Annotated in this window: 14 protein-coding genes; 4 read left to right on the top strand and 10 right to left on the bottom strand. The window is 34.7% G+C overall.

The window, feature by feature from the left end; all coding sequences use genetic code 11:
• Positions 1 to 48: 48 nt before the first annotated feature.
• Genes NMK29_RS18955 through NMK29_RS18930 form a run of 6 tightly spaced genes read right to left on the bottom strand, consistent with a single transcriptional unit; the run spans position 49 to position 3,020 of the window.
• The gene (locus NMK29_RS18955) at positions 49 to 678 is read right to left on the bottom strand and encodes an NADPH-dependent F420 reductase (protein WP_108803203.1); all 630 of its coding nucleotides are present in this window, start codon (positions 676 to 678) and stop codon (positions 49 to 51) included.
• 2 nt (positions 679 to 680) lie between these two features.
• Positions 681 to 1,034, bottom strand: coding sequence for a SnoaL-like domain-containing protein (locus NMK29_RS18950; protein ID WP_108803202.1), 354 nt, complete (start codon positions 1,032 to 1,034; stop codon positions 681 to 683).
• Positions 1,035 to 1,046: 12 nt separating this feature from the next.
• A complete protein-coding gene (locus NMK29_RS18945) occupies positions 1,047 to 1,499 on the bottom strand; it encodes a DMT family transporter (protein WP_108803201.1) in 453 nt (150 codons plus the stop codon).
• Entirely contained in the window at positions 1,496 to 1,933 is a 438-nt protein-coding gene (locus tag NMK29_RS18940; RefSeq protein ID WP_108803200.1) for an OsmC family protein, read from the bottom strand. The genes NMK29_RS18945 and NMK29_RS18940 overlap by 4 nt, the downstream gene beginning before the upstream one ends.
• Positions 1,934 to 1,945: 12 nt before the next feature.
• Positions 1,946 to 2,719 (bottom strand): type 1 glutamine amidotransferase domain-containing protein, encoded by a 774-nt coding sequence (locus NMK29_RS18935; RefSeq protein ID WP_108803323.1) that lies wholly within the window; start codon positions 2,717 to 2,719, stop codon positions 1,946 to 1,948.
• Positions 2,720 to 2,729: 10 nt separating this feature from the next.
• Positions 2,730 to 3,020, bottom strand: coding sequence for a hypothetical protein (locus tag NMK29_RS18930; protein ID WP_254097259.1), 291 nt, complete (start codon positions 3,018 to 3,020; stop codon positions 2,730 to 2,732).
• Positions 3,021 to 3,308: 288 nt separating this feature from the next.
• Between NMK29_RS18930 and NMK29_RS18925 the strand changes: the two genes are divergently transcribed.
• Positions 3,309 to 6,503, top strand: a complete 3,195-nt coding sequence (locus NMK29_RS18925; protein ID WP_108803198.1) for a sigma 54-interacting transcriptional regulator — start codon at positions 3,309 to 3,311, stop codon at positions 6,501 to 6,503.
• A gap of 37 nt (positions 6,504 to 6,540) precedes the next feature.
• Here NMK29_RS18925 and NMK29_RS18920 read toward each other — a convergent pair whose 3' ends face one another.
• The 4 genes from NMK29_RS18920 to NMK29_RS18905 form a co-directional block, all read right to left on the bottom strand.
• Complete coding sequence (locus NMK29_RS18920) at positions 6,541 to 7,353, bottom strand: type 1 glutamine amidotransferase domain-containing protein (RefSeq protein WP_108803197.1); 813 nt, start codon at positions 7,351 to 7,353, stop codon at positions 6,541 to 6,543.
• A 240-nt stretch (positions 7,354 to 7,593) separates the two neighbouring features.
• On the bottom strand, positions 7,594 to 8,427 hold the full coding sequence (locus tag NMK29_RS18915) for an alpha/beta hydrolase (protein WP_108803196.1): 834 nt from the start codon (positions 8,425 to 8,427) through the stop codon (positions 7,594 to 7,596).
• A 54-nt stretch (positions 8,428 to 8,481) separates the two neighbouring features.
• Positions 8,482 to 9,042, bottom strand: a complete 561-nt coding sequence (locus NMK29_RS18910) for a Crp/Fnr family transcriptional regulator (protein WP_108803195.1) — start codon at positions 9,040 to 9,042, stop codon at positions 8,482 to 8,484.
• Positions 9,043 to 9,196: 154 nt separating this feature from the next.
• On the bottom strand, positions 9,197 to 10,408 hold the full coding sequence (locus NMK29_RS18905) for a site-specific integrase (RefSeq protein ID WP_108803194.1): 1,212 nt from the start codon (positions 10,406 to 10,408) through the stop codon (positions 9,197 to 9,199).
• A gap of 613 nt (positions 10,409 to 11,021) precedes the next feature.
• On the opposite strand from NMK29_RS18905, the gene NMK29_RS18900 reads away from it, so the two are divergent.
• From NMK29_RS18900 to NMK29_RS18890, 3 genes are all read left to right on the top strand, one after another.
• Positions 11,022 to 17,894 (top strand): BspA family leucine-rich repeat surface protein, encoded by a 6,873-nt coding sequence (locus NMK29_RS18900; protein ID WP_254097257.1) that lies wholly within the window; start codon positions 11,022 to 11,024, stop codon positions 17,892 to 17,894.
• Between the two features lie 4 nt (positions 17,895 to 17,898).
• Positions 17,899 to 18,813 carry a PorP/SprF family type IX secretion system membrane protein gene (locus NMK29_RS18895; protein ID WP_108803192.1) on the top strand — a complete coding sequence of 305 codons (915 nt, stop codon included), beginning with the start codon at positions 17,899 to 17,901 and terminating at the stop codon, positions 18,811 to 18,813.
• Between the two features lie 136 nt (positions 18,814 to 18,949).
• On the top strand, positions 18,950 to 19,135 hold the full coding sequence (locus tag NMK29_RS18890; RefSeq protein ID WP_108803191.1) for a hypothetical protein: 186 nt from the start codon (positions 18,950 to 18,952) through the stop codon (positions 19,133 to 19,135).
• Positions 19,136 to 19,380 lie beyond the last annotated feature (245 nt).

Genomic DNA, 19,380 nt, shown 5'->3' with positions numbered 1-19,380 from the left:
TAGGATAGCTTATCCTTTGTTGGTCCATTAATGCCAAATTGGTCAAACCTACCTTTCGAGATAAGCCCAAGTAAAATTGGGATGATGACCGTCTCTTCTTACCATTTTCACCCAAAGCAATGTCATGTGCTCCAAATGGAGTGATTGAGGTAAATCGCCTACATCTAATGATTCAAACCCTAAATCCTTATTTAATAATTCGACTTGTTGTTTTGCCTGCAAATTATTTCCTGCAATTAGCATAACAGGTTTCGTATTGTAATTGGAGAATTCTGAATTCTCTAAGTTTTCAAAACCATAAATGGTGTAGGCTTTTACCACATAGCTATTAGTTGCCCACTCCTGTACTTTTTCTGCACCAGATATTTTGCTTTCCAAACCATGGGAAATACCTGCACCAACAGGGTTGGTACAGTCTATGAGTGTTTTACCATTAAAATTCAATGGTTTCAAAATTTCTTCATTGCGTTGAAACGGTGCTGCCAGCAAAACAAGTTCTGCTTTGTCAATAGCTTCCTGAATGGGAAGTAATGAAAATGATGGGTTTTTACTTTGCGCGTTTACAACACTACCACTGTTTATATTATCATGTGCAATAATGATTTCGTGTCCTTTTTTTTGTAAACTGTTAGCCAATGCAAAGCCTACATTACCTATTCCAATAAATGCTAGTTTCATATCTAATAGAAAAATTGTTCATGAGTAATTTTACCTTCTTTTACAGCATAGATGATAATCTCATCCATTTCAGATTTTTCCTGTCCTTTAAAAGTCAGGTCAACTTTTAATCCTAATGCAAAGTGTTTTTTAGAAATAACAGGGTCACTCACGGTTATACCATGCCAAGCCTCAACACTACTTCTAAATTGTTCTCCTTTTTGAAGAATGGCATCTAAGCCTTTTACTTCAGGGATTTTAGATGATGCGGGTTCAGTACTGATTGCTTCATTGTCGAAAAGTTCTTTTTGAGCCTCTTCAAATTTGCCGTATTTTAAAAGCTCTACTAGTCTGTAAGCTATTTCTTGTGTATTCATTGTCTATATTGTTTAGTATTTTTTAATTATTAGTACTCCTGTAATCAAAAGGAGGGCGCCGAGAAATCTTTTCCAATTGATGGAATGCTGCTCAAAACCCATCCATCCAAAGTGGTCAAATAGCATGGCAGCTATCAGTTGACCAGAAACAACAAAACCAACCACTCCTGCCATTCCTAATTTAGGGGCAGTATAGATAAGCAGATAGATGTAAGCTGCGCCTAATATGCCACCAGTTACCCAAGCATATAAGGGTATTGCTGAAAGTTGGGTGATGTTAGGTATTGTTGGCCTCTGAAAAGCGATAAATAAGGCTGTTGATAAAGTTGCTACAACAAAAACCACCAAAGTGGACAACATTCCACTTCCAAGGTTTTTGCCGAGCAATGCGTTCGCCCCCGTTTGAATAGGAACAAATGCACCTGCTGCGAATGCTAATAAGATGGGGAAAATTAACTGTTTCATTGAGTCAAAGTTGCGTTAAGGGTAATATCAACTGAAGAAAGAGCTTGGGAAACAGGACAGCTGCTTTTTGCATTGGCTGCAATCTCTTGAAATTTGTCATTTTCAATGCCATCCACTGTAGCTTCTAAGTTCAATTCTATCCCTATTATTTTAAAATGTCCGTCAACATTTTCCATAGCTAAAACGGCCTGGGTATTTAAGGCTTCTGGTATGAAACCGGCATCTCCAAGCTGAAAACTCAAAGCCATATTAAAACATCCAGCATGTGCTGCCGCAATCAATTCTTCGGGATTGGTACCCAAGGTGCCATCTTCGTTTTTGAAACGGGTTTTAAATGAGTAAGGCTGTTCGTTAAAAACACCACTAACGGTAGTTAAACTCCCTGTGCCTTCCATTCCGCCTCCTTGCCAAGTGGCCGTTGCTTTTCTTTTCATTGTTTATGGTTTTTATGTGTTTGTGTTTAATTGATTTACAACCAGGTTTGCTGCAGCTGCTCCAGAGTTTTGTTGCTGGCCTGTAATCAGGTTTCCATCCGCTATGGCATAAGAGGCCAATGGTGTTGCTACTTTAAAATGGGTTTCTGCAATTTTATTGGCTTCATCCTCTATTCGGTAAGGTTGAATTTTTTGACCTACTGCGTTATCCGAATAGTCTTCTTCCGCATTGGAAAAGCCTGTCCATGTTTTATTGATTACAATAAGTTCTCCGGTTGTTTTTTTTGCTTCTAACAGTAGCGTTGTAGCATGACAAACTGCAGCACTTGGTTTTCCTGATTCATAGAAGCTGGCGAATAACTTTTCCAAATCGTGATTGCCTTTGAATGTATACATGGGGCCTTGACCGCCTACTAGGAATATAGCATCGTAATCGCTAGTATTCACATCAGTTAACTTCTTGGTGTTTTCCAACATTTGGTTAAACCAATCCAGCTGCATATAGCCCAATGATATGATGTCATGAGCGGAATAGCCGCTCTCATCTGTTGGACTGGAATAGCCATCCATTATTATTTTACCACCTTCGGTCGAAGCTAATTCTACCTGATAACCTGCTTCTTGAAAAACATGTAAGGGATGGGTTAATTCTGCTGCCCAAAAACCAATTGGCCACCCTGTTTGGTCGGATACGGTTGGACTACTTGCTACGATTAAAATTTTTCCTTTGTAAGGCATTCCATGCACATGGACATAATTGGTTGTTTCTTTAATCTCTGATTTCATATTAATTATTTTATGTGTGTATTTTGTTTTTGGAGGCATAGTTTAACCTTCCGCTTGAGTAATAAAATTCAGCGTCTTTTTTTATAGTCTTAATAATATTCAAGGCATGGTCTGCTCCAAATTCATTAAGTTCTATGGTTAATTTCACTAACCACCTAGATAGCTGTATATAGCGGTCTTCATGGATATTGTTTTCCTCTAAATAGTGTTTATTAATAAATAGCCTAAATATTTCGTTATAGTAACTTCTTATGGTTCCATGGCGTTGTCTAATTTGGTCCTTGACGTAATTAGATTGCATTTCTAAAAGTTTTTTACCTAAGGACATGTTATATGTTATTCTTAAATCTAATAGGTGAATATTTTAAAATTCCCGTTGTGTTTATTAGGCCTGTATTTTTTGTTCAGACAGGTGTCTTAAGGCTATAAGTGTGCCAATTGACATTTAGAAATTACTTTAATTTTAATCCATTGAATATCAGTTAATTAAATTATTAGTCGAAAAAATGATTTTCAGAAAAAAGAAGATTAAATATAATTTTATATAAAAATTTTGTATTTTTTTGGAGTTTTTTAAACTTTAAAGAGAATGGCCAAAAAAAAATTGACCACAACCGAAAAAGCAAAACTGCTTTCGATTAGTAACGCCTTATTAAAAACCACCACTAGTAAACAGCTTCTACATTCTATATATAAGACCATTCAAGCTATTTTTCCTTTTGACAATGCGGGTTTATTCGTCATAGATGAGAATAGAGATGTGTTTTGGGAGGTTTTAGAAGAAGGAATTTTAGAAGGAGGAATTCAAGATGAATTAGCTAATCACGATTTACTAGGACCATTTCCTTTCTCAGGTAATCATCCCGATGCCTGGATATATGTTAATGATGTAACAATTTATGAAGTCAATAAACAAGCGGTTGTTTACCCTAACCCACAGTGGGCAACTATGCAGGAGCACGGTTTAAAAGAATTAATTGCAGCTCCTTTATTGGTCAATGGAAACAAAATAGGCTTCTTATGCTTTAATAGTAAAGTACAAGGGTTTTATACTGAAAAAGACTTTCCCTTTTTTAAGGCCATTTCTGAACAGTTGGCATTAGTGGTTCAAAAAATAATTACCAACGAAAGACTTGTAGCAGAACGGACATTTAAAGAAACGCTTCTCTCTATCAGTAGAGTCATAGCAACTATTGAAAACAGACAAGAACTTTTTACACTCATTTTTGATAAAATCAATACTGTTATTCCATTAGATGATGTAGGTTTGGTAGTTCTGGACGAAAGTGGTGAAAAATGGAAGGACCTAGCTGTATCTGATAATTATCATATGACGCAAACCAATGAGAAACTTGAAACTCTTGGGTTTGAAAAGTATATGGAGATGGACTCGCTTATAAAGTTTTGTCTGACCAATACTACAATCCTAAAACTTAAGGATGCTGTAACTAAATTCCCTGACAATCCCTTTTTGCCTATAATGCAAGACGCAGGGCTTAAAGAAATGATGGTAACCACTTTACAGGTTGGGAATAAAGTCACTGGTCTAATATTCTTTGATACTCATAAAGAAAACCAGTATTCCCCGTCTCATTTTCCATTATTTAAGGCGATTGCAGATTTGCTTGCTGTCGCAGTAAAAAATGTGATGGATTCTGAAAAGCTTATCAAACGTCAAAAGCGTATAGAAGATTTGCTCAAAATAAGTACTGCAGCTTCAAATATCCAGAATCGAAAAGAATTACTAAAAGTCATCTTTGATACCATAAAACCGGTATTCCCTTTTGATGGTGCTGGTCTATTTATCATCGATACCAAAAAAAATGAACATTACGAAATTTTAGATGATATTGACATTTTAGGTGAACTCGATACGTTGCAAGTATCGCTTATAAATGCTGAGTTACTTGGCAAATTTCAACATAAGGGTAGTGCTGTGGATATGTTATCTAGAGGAAAAAATCCTCACTTATTTCATATACCAACAGATAAAGTAAAATGGCCTCACCCACAATTTGATTTAATGTTAAAGGAAGGTCTAAGGCAAATTATTGGTATTGGTTTGCAAAGTGGTGGTAAGACCTTCGGAATGTTTTGTTTCAACGCAAAAAAAGAAGACTTCTATTCAGAAGAAGATTTTTCTTTTTTTAAGGCGATTTCAGAACAGGTGGCTTTGGCTGTAAAAAATGTTTTGGCCAACGAAGAGGTACTGAGCGAAAAGATAAAGGTAGAGAATTTACTCATGGTTAGTGAAGCCATGGCAAGTATTAAAAGCAGTTCTAGGCTTATTGAAACTATTTTTAATGATATTAAAGCGGTATTCCCATTTGATGATGTTGGCTTGTTTGCTTACGATATAGACAATCAAAAAGAACGTGATTTAATGATTGATGAAGAATATGGTTCCCCTGCAACTAGCAAGATTAAAAAAGCAGGAATTACTGGCTGGCTGCCGCTAACCGATTCTTCAATCTATTTTGCTAAAAACGGTCCATTGGTCATGGATGTGCAACAGCTTTTTGATAAATGGAAACATCCCCACTTCGAGATAATTCTAAAGGAGGGATATCGCCAAATCATTGGCGGCCCTTTGAAAAATGGTGATGAACTTATCGGGATGCTTTGTTTTTGGAGGAAACATAAAGATGGATTTAGTGATGCTGATGTATCGTTTTTTAAATCTATTGCAAATCAGGTAAGCGTTGCACTAAGTAATGTTTTGGCAAAAGAGGAAGTTCAAAGATTAAGTGAGGAATTACGCTTAGAGCGAGATTATCTCATAGAAGAAGTAAAAGCAGAGCATAACTTTGAAGAGATTATTGGTAACAGTCCCTTATTAAAAACGGTGTTTAAAAACATTGATATTGTCGCCAATACTGATGTTTCGGTTCTTATAGAAGGCGAAACGGGTACGGGTAAAGAACTCACAGCCCGTGCAATACATAATCGTTCAGATAGAAAAAGGAAACCTATTATAAAAGTAAATTGTGCCACCTTGCCAAAAGAGCTTGTAGAGTCAGAGTTGTTCGGTCATGAAAAAGGAAGTTTCACCGGCGCTTTCGAACGTAGAATAGGTAAGTTCGAATTAGCCAATAACGGCACACTGTTTTTAGATGAGATTGGAGAGCTGCCCTTAGAACTTCAGCCAAAATTACTAAGGGCATTACAGGAAAAGGAAATCGAACGAATAGGAGGTAAGGAATTGATAAAAACAAATGTTAGAATTATAGCAGCTACGAATCGTGATTTGCAAGATGAGTGCGAAAAAGGGAATTTTAGATTAGACCTGTATTACAGGCTTAATGTTTTCCCACTAAAAATGCCTTCGCTCGAAGAACGAAAGGAGGATATTCCATTATTAGCCACTTTTTTTGCGCAGAAATTCTGCACTAAATTAAATGTCCCTTTTATGGGAATTAAAGAAAAGGCGATGCAAGAACTATTGCAATATGATTGGCCAGGAAATATTAGAGAGCTTCAAAATTTAGTAGAACAAGCCACTATACTAAATCAAGGAAAGGCATTATCATGGGCACGAGAACTAGTTCCTCTAAAAAGAAGCACAATTCGAAAAAATAAAGAGAATGCTATAACTGAAAGTTCAGTGCCAGAATTTGATTTGGAAAAGATAAAAGCTGAGCAAAACAGAATAGAACGAGATAAATTATTGGATGTTTTAAAAAAGACCAATTGGCGAATACGAGGGGACAAAGGTGCCGCCAAATTATTGAACATTAAACCTACTACTTTAGAGTACCGCTTAAAGAAATTGGGGTTGAAGTAGTTCTCTAAGTTAATCCGTTGTTGTTTTTTGATAGTGATTATTTGGAAACTTCTGAATTTGATTTTTTAGATAAAGTATCGAAATAGAGTTTGTTAAAAGAGTCGCTAGAAAACGGGTTTTGACTTGTTACAAGGTTTTTATGCGCTATTGCAAAATCTGCTTTTGGTCCTTTGCTTCTGTATTTTAAACCTAATCGCTTCAATCGTTTCGCTATTTTTCGATTTTTAGGCTTGCCTTTCATTATAAAGGTCTCAATATAGAATTCCTCAAAAGGACTGACAGAGTTTACTTCGTAACCAATAAATGGGTTTTCATGCTCGGGAATTGTCAGTAGCAAACTTGGCGCATGGCATATAAGCCCAATCACTTTTTGGTCTTGTTGAAACGTTTTCAGAAACATCGGAATCAGTGGGTTGTAGAAGAGGTCAACCATGAGTCCTTGTCCGCCAGGTATAATTAGCCCTGCATATTGTTCTTTTTGTTCGAAAGCTTCTTTTAGGCTTAAAGGGTGGTTAAAGAAGTGGTTTTCCTTCACAAAGGATATGGCTTCTTCTTGGGTACTTTGTTGTTCTTTCCAATATTTATCCTTCATACTCTCTTCATCAATGGTGGCAATCATACCAGCAGGTGTGGCAAAATCTACTTGATATCCACGATTGATGGCAGCTTTATAGGAGAAGTAAAACTCATTTAGAAAGACTCCCGTTTGGCGAAGTTTTTTTCCTTCATTCAAGGATAATGAGTCAGCTGCACTCATAATAAAGAGCATCTTTTTGTTTTGGGCACTTATACTCGTCGTTATTAATAATAAAAGTACAAGGGCGATTGTTTTTATGTTGTCTGATTTCATTAGTAGCTTATTTATAAAAAGATTTATTTTTTTACAAATTTCCTATGAAAGACATTGAGGTGCATTTACATATGTTGATAAATGGCGCCAGTTATGATTGCGGTTATATCTGTTTATAGGGATGTGGATGATAAGGAAAATGGAAACTTGGCTAAACAATTTGAAATGTTAAAGCATATTAACCCAATCACAGATAATACATCCAGATGAATGTCATGATATATGGACTGTAGCCGAAATTTAATTTTGTGAGTTGTCTCCTATAGCTACTTTTCGTGATTCTGTATTAAAGAAGGATACTATTTTTTCTTGATATTCCTTTTTATGTTTTGACCTCATTATTTCAGCATGTCTAGAATCTTCTACAGACCAAAGTTCGGTTGGCACTGGGCTGTTCTTTAGAAATCGCCGCCCCATATCAAAGGGAACCCAAGAATCTTTATGTGAATAAATCAACAATAGCGATTTCAGTCTTTTAGCTTCTTTAATTCGTTCAATCATTTTGATTTTCCTGGTATATTTGGGTAAAATGATATTAAGAAATTTCAAGGTCCTATATGCAAAAGGAAATCTTTTCCAAAACTCTTCTAATGTTGTTGCGGAACTTTCAACTATGGCAAAATCATAGCGATGGCCTTCATCGGCAAATGCAATGGTAGACCATTGATCACCTAATGAGATTCCAAAATAACCAATAGGTAACTTTGGGGTTATTGTTTTTGCTTTTATTCCTATTGCAACAATATCCTCAAAATATGAGAAATTACCATTAGTGCTTTCCCCAAAACCATTGATATCAAAAATTAAAGTATTAAAACCGTTTTTTCTTAGCAAATCTGTGTATCCTCGTTTAATAAAATACCCCTTTGCTTCCTTGCCCATAGGATGACCGAGAACTATAGTTGCCTTTTCATTAACCGTTTTAGACGATGCAAAAAGCCCTTTTAAAGTGGCTCCGCTTTTGCTTTTTACCGTTAGTTGCCTCCACTCTTTTCGTTCATCTGCAGGAATTGGATTTCTCCATTTGACCATATAGTTTCCGAAAAAAGGATATTTCAGTATTTTGTACAGCATCCTTTTTTGTTTTGGAAAGTAGCCAAAGTTTTCAGCCTAAAAGTTGACCTAATGTTAAGAAATAATTTTTTTCCTTATTCTGCTCAAACTCTCCGGTTGAATACCCAAATATTTTGAAATATCCTTAATCGGAATTTGTTCTATTATCTGAGGATGATTTGAAAGAAGCAAAATATATCTTTCTTCAGCTGTTTTGGTAAGTAGCTCTTTTTCTCTCTGAACCTTTCTTAAATAGAGTTTTTCGGTTTCAATTCTACCCAATTTGTTGGCTAGAAGCGAGGAGTCATAGGCAGCCATTAAATCTTGATATTCGATGATTTCTACTTCACAATCTGTAAATGCAGTAATGCAAACATCAGAAGGTGAATTTGATAAAAGAGAGCTGTAAGAGGCAAAAAAGGAATTCTTGAAAAAAAAGTCTAAAATTTTAATCTCGCTTTTAGATTTAATTTCTACTTGAACAATTCCTTCATTCAAAAAGTATACTTTTTTTTCTAGTTGCTCAAAGTGTGTGAAAACTGAACCCTTTTTTACTTTTTTTTTGTAGGATTTGAAGGGAAGATTACCGTCAAATGTGGCATCGATATTAACTATGATATATTCCTTCAGTTCCATTTTAGATTGTAGCAAGTAGGTTAAGGTTCTAATTCATTCAATATACAAACAAACAAAATATTCCTACCGTCAAATGTTGCAATTATTTTTAATCGGAGTTAAAAATTCACCTCACTTTAGCAATCGATTAGACTAAGCTGTTAATATAATACCTTTAAAATGTTAAAACGCTTTCTAGTGCATCATCAGCTTCTTTATGGATAAAGTTGGCCTGATAATTTATAGTCGTTTTTAGGTCAGAGTGTCTGTAGAGTTTTTGAAGCATTTTTATCGGAATCTTGTCCTCTGATATATGACCAAAGCTATGGCGAGCAATATGCATAGTTACCTTTTTGGTAACCTTTGTTTTCTTTGCGACCCCTACCAAATATTTATTGAATTTTTTTGTGGCCGTTTTGGTCTTAGCATAGACATCTTTAGCATCCTTGAAATTTGCCTTTTTCATTTCAGGAAAAACAAAATCATTATTGTTCTGTTTCCCAGATTTGTAATATTCCAAAATTGGGAATACTTTTTTCGGTATTTTGAGCGATAGTAATTTGGAATTTTTGTTCATACGATAGTGAAGTCTATCGTCATAAATATCTGACCATCTAATTTTAAGCAAATCAGCGGCTCTAATTCCTGCAAAATAGAAACTGAACAACCAGACGTTGCGTGCGTGGGTTTCATTTTCAGTAAGATTTTTAGCAGATTCAAATGACCTTATGTCTTTCTTAGTCAATCCTATTTTTTCAGTTTCAGGAAACTTTATCCTCATCTTACCTGAGCCAAATGGATAGAATTTTCTATCAACAACACCCATTTTTATAGCCCTGTTGTAGATTGTTCTTATGACTACAAGGTTATTTACTACTGACCTTTCTGAAAGATTTAATTTTTTTAAATAAGTTTTAAATTTCCTCAAAAAGGCTTCGTCTATTTCTTGAAAGGTCAACTGCTTTGACTTATAAAAGGTTATTACGTGATTTACACGAACTTTATCTGCTGACAGTTGAGAGAGTTTTTTATTTGATTCAAGCTCGGAAAGAAAATCATTTGCAACTTCATAAAAAGTACTCGATTTAGAACCTGAATAGAGTACTTCTTTTATTTGATTTGCAGAAAAATCCTTTTTATCGGACTGTAAATCTATGAGTGTTTTGTTAACCTCTAAAAGCTTGGTAGAAATCAAATTATTTAATCTGTCGGCATTAGGATGGGATTTTCTAACTCGTAAGTTCTTCTCATCCCAATCTTTTAAATCTAAATAATGACCGACATAGTGGTATGTTGACCGACGGTTCTTTGTTATGCGGATTGCCAAAGGATATAGCCCTTCTTTATTTGGTTTCTTTCTTATAACTACTTTTGCATTTGAGGCCATACCTTTTAATTTTAGACTATAAAGATAATTATTTTTGGTACAACATAGGTACAACATTTATTGATTTTATATCATATCAGATGAAATCAATTAATATTAAATATTTATTAATCAGTTGATTATGAATGTGGTTGATGAAATTTGCTATCAAATACGTTGGATTCAAAATCCAGTTCTTTCGAGAGTGTGGGTTCGATTCCCACCTTGAGTACAAGAAAACCTGATAAACGAATGTTTTTCAGGTTTTTTTTATTGAGTCATCTTCAACAAAACTCATTTAAAAAAGTTATTATCTTATTTGCTTATTGTGTTAGATTTTAACCGCAATCATGCCTTTCGAATATAAGTAAATAGTATATAAAGCGCTATTTATAGGTTTCAAATTATAATTTGAAACGTCTTCACAAACATTAATGTATAGTTTTGAGAAAAATGAAATGCATCTTCCTATAAAGTAAGAGTTCATTTTATAAGCTAATTTAAAAAACAACGGTTTTCAGGGTTGACTGAGGTACGAACAGCTACTAGTTTTGTTAACGTAAATACTAGGTCATCACGAATGAGTGTTGATTTAAATTCAGTTTACAAGGAAAAATTGATTTAAAAATTTCATATGATAAAAAAAATACACAAGCGTACTGTACTATATCTATTAAGTTGTTGCCTGTTTATAACTCCTCTGTTTTATGGATATTCTGTAGAAAGCAGTATTGAAAAATCTGAGTTTACTAGCTTTGTTGGAGAATTTACTGCGATATGGGATACAACACAGCCAGGTACTTCTGCAAATAATGAAATTACAATTCCTACAAATCCAGCGTATACGTACAATTATACGGTAGATTGGGGTGATGGGTCAACGGATACAGGTGTAACAGGAGATATGACCCATACTTATGCAACACCAGGAACCTATACTGTGAAAATAAGTGGTGATTTTCCAGCAATCTATTTTAATAATTCAGGAGATGAAGAAAAGATTATAGAAATTCTTGAATGGGGGATTATCGAGTGGCGAACAATGGAAAATGCTTTCTATGGATGTAGTAACCTTAACTTCGACGCAATAGATTCTCCAAATTTGTCTCAAGCAACCTCGTTAAAAAATATGTTTAGGGGGTGTCTTTCGTTTAATGGTATTGTTAATAATTGGGATGTAGGTACAATTACAGATATCTCGGGAATGTTCTATGACGCAGAAATATTTAATAGACCTTTAGATAATTGGAATGTAATAAATGTAACCGATATGTCCGAAACTTTTCGGGATGCAGAATTGTTTAATGAACCTTTAGATAATTGGAATACCGCAACTGTAACCAACATGCAAGGTATGTTTGATGACGCGGAACGTTTCAATCAAAATATCAATAATTGGGATGTGTCAAATGTTACCGACATGTCAAGAATGTTTCTTGATGCCAGTGCATATAATAATCCTCTAAATAATTGGAATGTTTCTAATGTTACCAATATGTCTCAGATGTTTGATGACGCTAATTCATTTAATCAAAATATTAATAATTGGATAGTTGATAATGTTACAGATATGTCTGGGATGTTCTCATGTCGTAGTTTTAATCAACCCTTAGATAATTGGAATGTTTCTTCTGTAATTGATATGTCGTCAATGTTTTCGACTAATACTAATTTCAATCAGTCTATCAATAATTGGAATGTTTCTTCTGTAACTAATATGGATACTATGTTCTTCTTAACTGTTTTTAATTTACCATTAGATCAATGGGATGTTAGTGCGGTTACTTCTATGAGTTTAATGTTTAATAGAGCTTTATTTAATCTACCATTAAATGATTGGGATGTAAGTTCTGTAACTTCAATGTCTAGAATGTTTGGTGGGAATACTTCTTTTACTACACCATTTAATCAGCCCCTAGATCAATGGAATACATCTTCTGTTATTAATGTTTCAGGTATGTTTAGTTGGTCTGCATTTAATCAAAATATTAATGATTGGGATATGTCTAATGTTGTGAATATGTCTACTATGTTTACAAGTAATGTAGTTTATGACCAACCTTTAAACAATTGGGATGTATCAAGTGTCACGAATACATCGGGAATGTTTAGTGCAGCAGCTAGTTTTAATCAGGATATTATAAATTGGAATACTGAAAACGTAGTGAATATGAGTCAAATGTTTAACGGAGCCCAAATATTTGATCGAAACTTAGCTTCCTGGAATATTACTGCTGTTACGCAAATGGTGAATATGTTATCTAATTCCGGTTTGTCGCAAGAAAATTATGATAATGTTTTAATAGGATGGTCATCTCAGACAGTACAATCAAATGTTTCTTTGGGAGCCTTAAATATTCGCTATTGTAATGGTAGAATTGCTAGGCAAGAACTAATAGATAATTTTAACTGGACTATTACGGGTGATATTGTTAATTGTACCAATGTTTTTTGTACAGAAATGATCTCTCCTTTAGATGGTGCAACAGGAGTACCAGCTAATTCTGATATTGTATGGAACGCTGCACCACAAGCAACGGGTTATTTAGTAAGTTTGCGAAGAGAAAACGGCGGGGCTACACAAATAATTTATGACAATGAAGATGTCGGAAACGTTACTCGTATCACATTTACCAATGAATTTCTGGATGGAGATGTTGTATACATTACCGTCGTTCCTTATAATGCTGAAGGACCTGCAGAGAACTGTGATGAAATAAGTTTTTCGGTAGTATCCTCTTGGCAAAATAACCCTGATGCATATAGAATACAGATTGATACCCGAATAGATGGTTTTGCTACAACACCCATAAATCAATTTGAAGTAGAAACAAATAATGATTTCACCTATAATATAAACATAGATTGGGGAGATGGAGAATATGATAATAATGTAACTTCTGATATTATCCATACCTATGATGTCCCTGGAATATATAATGTAGCTATTATAGGAGAATTCCCTAACCCTTATTTTGGAGTTTTTGGAGATGGCGAAAAAGTACTTTCTATTGATCGATGGGGAACATTCGAATATCTATCTATGGAAAAGGCCTGTAATGATTGTGAAAACATGATTTACAATGCAACCGACATACCTAATTTATCACAGGTGACAAGTATGAACGAGATGTTTGATGGAGCTGTTTTATTTAATGCAAATATTAATGATTGGGATGTGAGTAATGTAACTGATATGAGTGGTCTTTTTAATCGTACAACTGCTTTTAATCAGCCATTAGACAATTGGGTTGTAGATAATGTTATCGATATGTCTAGAATGTTTTCTGCTGCGAGTAGTTTTAATCAACCTTTGGATACTTGGAATACATCTAATGTAGAGTTTATGTCAAGTATGTTTAGATCCGCAAGTAGTTTTACTCAAAATATTAATGGTTGGGATGTTTCGTCCGTAACAAATATGGGATCAATGTTTGAGGGTGCTCGACTTTATAATTCTCCTATGGATTCGTGGGATGTTAGTAATGTAACTAATATGATTGCAATGTTTAAAAGAGCATTGGTTTTTGATCAATCCTTAAATGCTTGGGATGTTAGTAATGTAACCAATATGGCAGAAATGTTTAATGGTTTTTTTCTAGACATGGAATTTAATGCTTCTTTAAGCAATTGGGATGTAAGCAATGTTACTGATATGAGAGAAATGTTTGCATACTGTCCTAGGTTCGATCAGCCTTTAGATAATTGGGATGTTGGAAATGTTACGGATATGTCGGAAATGTTTCATGAAGCTTCTGTATTTAATCAAGATATAAATTCTTGGAATGTGACCAATGTAATTACTATGCAGTCTATGTTTGAGGATGCTGTAGCATTTAATCAACCACTTAACAATTGGGACGTAAACTCTGTAGTAAGTATGGTTTCTACTTTCCAAAATGCCCAAGCATTCGATCAACCATTAAATGCTTGGAACGTAAGTGCTGTTGCCAATATGACTTCTATGTTTAGAAGAGCTAATGCATTCAATCAACCTTTGGATAATTGGAATGTGAGTTCTGTAACACTTATGACTTCTATGTTTGAAGGAGCTTCAGCTTTTAATCAGGATTTGAATCCTTGGGATGTAGCAGTAGTAACAAATATGGATTCTATGTTCAAGGATGCAATTGTATTTAATGAACCAATTGACGCTTGGAATACAGGAGAGGTTCAAAATATGCAGGAAATGTTTAGTGGTGCTACTGCATTTAATCAAAATATAGATACATGGAATGTCTCTTTCGTAACTACTATGGAAGAAATGTTTAGAAACGCTACATCTTATAACCAAGCAATGGATTCTTGGAATGTTGCCTCCGTAACCACAATGGAAGGAATGTTTCGGGGTGCGACCTCTTTTAATGAAATTATTAGCAGTTGGAATGTAAGAGGAGTGAATACGATGGCATATATGTTTGACGGTGCGACTTCTTTCAATCAATTATTAAATAGTTGGAGAGTTAGTGGAGTTCAGAATATGGATTATATGTTTAGAAATGCCAGTAGTTATAATCAGGAAATGAATATGTGGAATATAGGTAGTGTTAGTATGCAATCTATGCTAGAAAATGCCGCTGCTTTTGATCAATTTCTTGGTGATTGGAATATAAGTAGCGTTAGTAATATGTTAGATATGTTGGATAATACTGCACTAACGAGAGAAAATTATGATAGTACATTAATTGCTTGGTCAGAACAAGCACTAACTTCAGGAATTAATTTAGGTGCGGAATCATTACTTTATTGTGATAGTATTGATGAAAGACAATCCATGATCGATACCTATGGATGGATTTTCACAGATGATATTCGAGATTGCCCGATACCAGTCTGTACACAGCTAACATCACCTGAAAATGGCGATGTAGATGTGCCAATAAATACAAACCTTGTTTGGGAACCAGTTCTGTATGCAACTGAATATGTGCTTACGATTACGCTTCAGCCAAGTGGAACAATAATTAATGCAACTGTTACAACAGAATCTTATGAATTTGCGGCGAATGAACTTGTCGGTTCTACTAGCGTAACAGTTCTTATAGAGCCTAGAAATGACGAAGGTATTGCCACAGGCTGTGTTGCCGAAACATTTTCTCTTTCAACAAATCCTGCTACGGTGCCAGATTGTACAATGTTGTTAGCTCCTTTGGCTGGAACTAGTGATGTTGCTATAACGACGGATGTTTCTTGGCAAGCAATTGCTGATGCTGATGGTTATTTTTTAACTGTAGGTACGTCTACAGGTGGAAATGATATTTTAAATAATGAAGATGTTGGAAATGTTACCACATATGATTTGACAAATGATTTACCAGAAGATACCGAAATCTTTGTTACTATAACTCCATATAATGAAGAAGGAAATGCAACTGGTTGTGCAGAAGAAAGTTTTACTACAGAGTTGATTCCTGTTGTGCCTTCTTGTACTACGATTTCGGATCCTTTGAATGGAGCAACTAATGTAGCCATAGATACAAATTTAAGTTGGAATAGTGTGGGTGGAGCAACCGGTTATTTGGTTTCAGTGGGTATTACTCAAGGAGGTATCGAAATAGCCAATAATATAGATGTGGGAGATGTAACTATATATGATTTCCCGACAGATCTTATTGAGAACAGAACATTTTATGTGACAATAATACCTTATAATGATGTTGGAGATGCTGTTGGATGTATGGAAGAAAGTTTTAGAACCGGCGATTCCACTTTAAACGATCCACCAGCTTGTACTACACTTTTAACTCCTTTAAATGCAGATTTAAATGTAGCTGTAGGAACTAATTTAACTTGGAATAGTAGCTTCAACTCCGATGGATATAGATTAACGGTTGGTACAAGTTCTAGTGGTACAGATATCATCAATGATCAAGATGTAGGTAATGTAACTACTTTTGATTTGCCAGCAGATTTACCAGAGAATACTGAGATTTTTGTTACTATTATTCCTTATAACAGTTTTGGAGATGCTACTGGATGTTCAGAAGAGAGTTTTACAACAGAAACTATAGCTACGATTCCAAGTTGTACCACTTTATCAATTCCTTTGGATGGAGCTACTAACATTGCGATAGGTAGTGATATAAGTTGGAATACAGTTTCTGATGCTACGGGATATCGATTAACAGTTGGAACAAGTTCTGGCGGAAGTGATATTATAAATAATCAAGATGTAGGTAATGTAACGACTTTTGATTTGCCAGCAGATTTGCCAGAGAATACTGAGATTTTTGTTACCATTATTCCGTATAATGTCGTTGGAGATGCTACTGGATGTTTAGAAGAGAGTTTTACTACCGAAACTGTTGCAACGATTCCAAGTTGTACTACCTTATCGATTCCTTTGGATGGTACTACTGATATTTTTATAGGAACGGATTTAAGTTGGAATACAATTTCTGATGCTACGGGATATCGATTAACAGTTGGAACAAGTTCTGGCGGAAGTGATATTATAAATAATCAAGATGTAGGTAATGTAACGACTTTTGATTTGCCAGCAGATTTGCCAGAGAATACTGAGATTTTTGTAACTATTATGCCGTACAATGCTGTTGGTGATGCTACTGGATGTTCAGAAGAGAGGTTTACTACGGAAACTATAGCAACAATTCCAAGTTGTACTACCTTATCGATTCCTTTGGATGGCGCTACTGATATTTCTATAGGAACGGATTTAAGTTGGAATACAATTTCTGATGCTACGGGATATCGATTAACAGTTGGAACAGGTTCTGGCGGAAGTGATATTATAAATAATCAAGATGTAGGTAATGTAACGACTTTTGATTTGCCAACAGATTTTCCAGAGAATGCCGAGATTTTTGTAACTATTATTCCGTATAATGCCGTTGGTGATGCTACTGGATGTTCAGAAGAGAGTTTTACTACCGAAACTATAGCAACGATTCCAAGTTGTACTACCTTATCGATTCCTTTGGATGGCGCTACTGATATTTCTATAGGAACGGATTTAAGTTGGAATACAATTTCTGATGCTACGGGATATCGATTAACAGTTGGAACAGGTTCTGGCGGAAGTGATATTATAAATAATCAGGATGTAGGTAATGTAACAACTTTTGATTTGCCAATAGATTTGTCAGAGAATACTGAGATTTTTGTTACCATTATTCCGTACAATGCCGTCGGTGATGCTACTGAATGTTCAGAAGAAAGTTTTACTACAGAAAATCCAATAATCGCAATTGAGGATGATACTAAATACGGGTTTTCTCCAGATGGTGATGGAATTAATGAATTCTGGGAAATTGACGGAATTGAAAATTACCCTGGAAATACTGTCTCTATTTATAATCGTTGGGGAGATATGGTATTTGAAATTTCAGGATACAATAATACTTCAAGGGTTTTTAGAGGTGATGCAAATCGTCTAACCAATCTTGGTGGTGGTGCATTGCCAGAAGGCACCTATTTCTTTAGTATTAATATCCCCCAAAGTAATTCTCTAAAAAAACTAAAAGGATTTTTAGTTTTAAAACGATAATTTTATGACAAAACATATATATAAGGTACTAACAATACTAATTTTGTTAGTATGCAAGAACTCTATACAAGCTCAGCAAACACCTGTGTTTTCTGATTATTATTATAATCCAGTATTAATCAATCCTGCTCATTCTGGATATAGTCCGGATACAGAGGTAAGCTTAAGTAATTTTGGATACCTAAGCGGGTTTGAGGGAAGCCCAAGAACATTTTCAGGAATTCTTAATACAAGCCTTTTTGATAACAATGTTGGAATAAGCGGAGGTTTTATAAGTGATCAAATTGGAGTCACTTCTGCGACAACGCTCTTTGGATCGTATGCTTACAAAATATTGTTGGACGAGAATTACAATAGAGCACGTTGGTGGAACTATAATCCTAACGTATTATCATTTGGATTAACTACGGGAGTACTTTTTTTTAATGAAGATTTATCTCGATTAAATATACAAGGAGACCCAAATTTTGAAAATGATGTTAATGTCACTGTTCCTTCCTTTGGTTTTGGGGTTCTCTATAACCACAATAAATTGTATGTAGGATTTTCTGTCCAAAATTTATTTGCTGATAGTGTTGCTTCTGATCAAAATGTAAATATCCAGACACCATATTACTTATATGGTGGTTACCGATTGTATCTTAGTAGATTCCAAGAAATACGGATACAACCTAGTATGTTGGTAAAGTTTGAGGAAGATGCACCTGCTCAGTTTGATTTTAATGTATCTGCAAATTATAAAAACAGAATAGAAATTGGAGCCGGTTATCGAAGTAGTTCATCTTTTAATGGGCTGGTAGGGCTCTATTTTTTAAAAAATTGGCGTTTTGCATATAGTTATACTGCTTTTGGTAGTGATACTCCCTTTAATAATACAAATGGTTTTATTCTAACATATAAAGGTGGTGAAGGATTTTAAACTATAGTTTAGATACATCTAACATTTTTTTTAATCTAAATCGTCCTAATATTACTTTAATCCCATCACTTATTAATTAGTATTGGTACATCTGGTACTCTTTATGGACCTTTTACATAAGTTTAAAATTAGGTGTATGAGAAGAACAATCAAAATGATGATTACCGGAGTTTTGTTTTTTAAAAGGAATGTCGATAAAAAGAAGAAACGATCTAAAGAGATTGATCAAAAACCATTACATCAAAAAGACATGGTTTTGCGATATAAAAAGTACTTAGATCTCCTGAGACACTACAACGCTCAATTACCATATAACGAGTAAGTAAATGCGCTAAAAGGAAGTACCGCTAAAGCACTGAACCTCCCAAAAAAAGCCAAAAGAAAATTAACAATCGTAAACAAACGTTTCTGGATTGGTATGAAATGATGTGTTCTGGCGCGAGATAAAAGTAAGAGCGCTGTTTTTTTTATTAAAAACGACCTTAAGTCTCGCGTATTTTAAATTTAGAACTCCTTTTCCAGAGGTATTCTGGATATTACTTATATCATTATTCCCATAATAGTTTT

The sequence above is a fragment of the Aquimarina sp. Aq107 genome (assembly GCF_943733665.1).
Taxonomy (GTDB): domain Bacteria; phylum Bacteroidota; class Bacteroidia; order Flavobacteriales; family Flavobacteriaceae; genus Aquimarina.
This window is presented reverse-complemented; position numbering and strand designations above follow the sequence as displayed.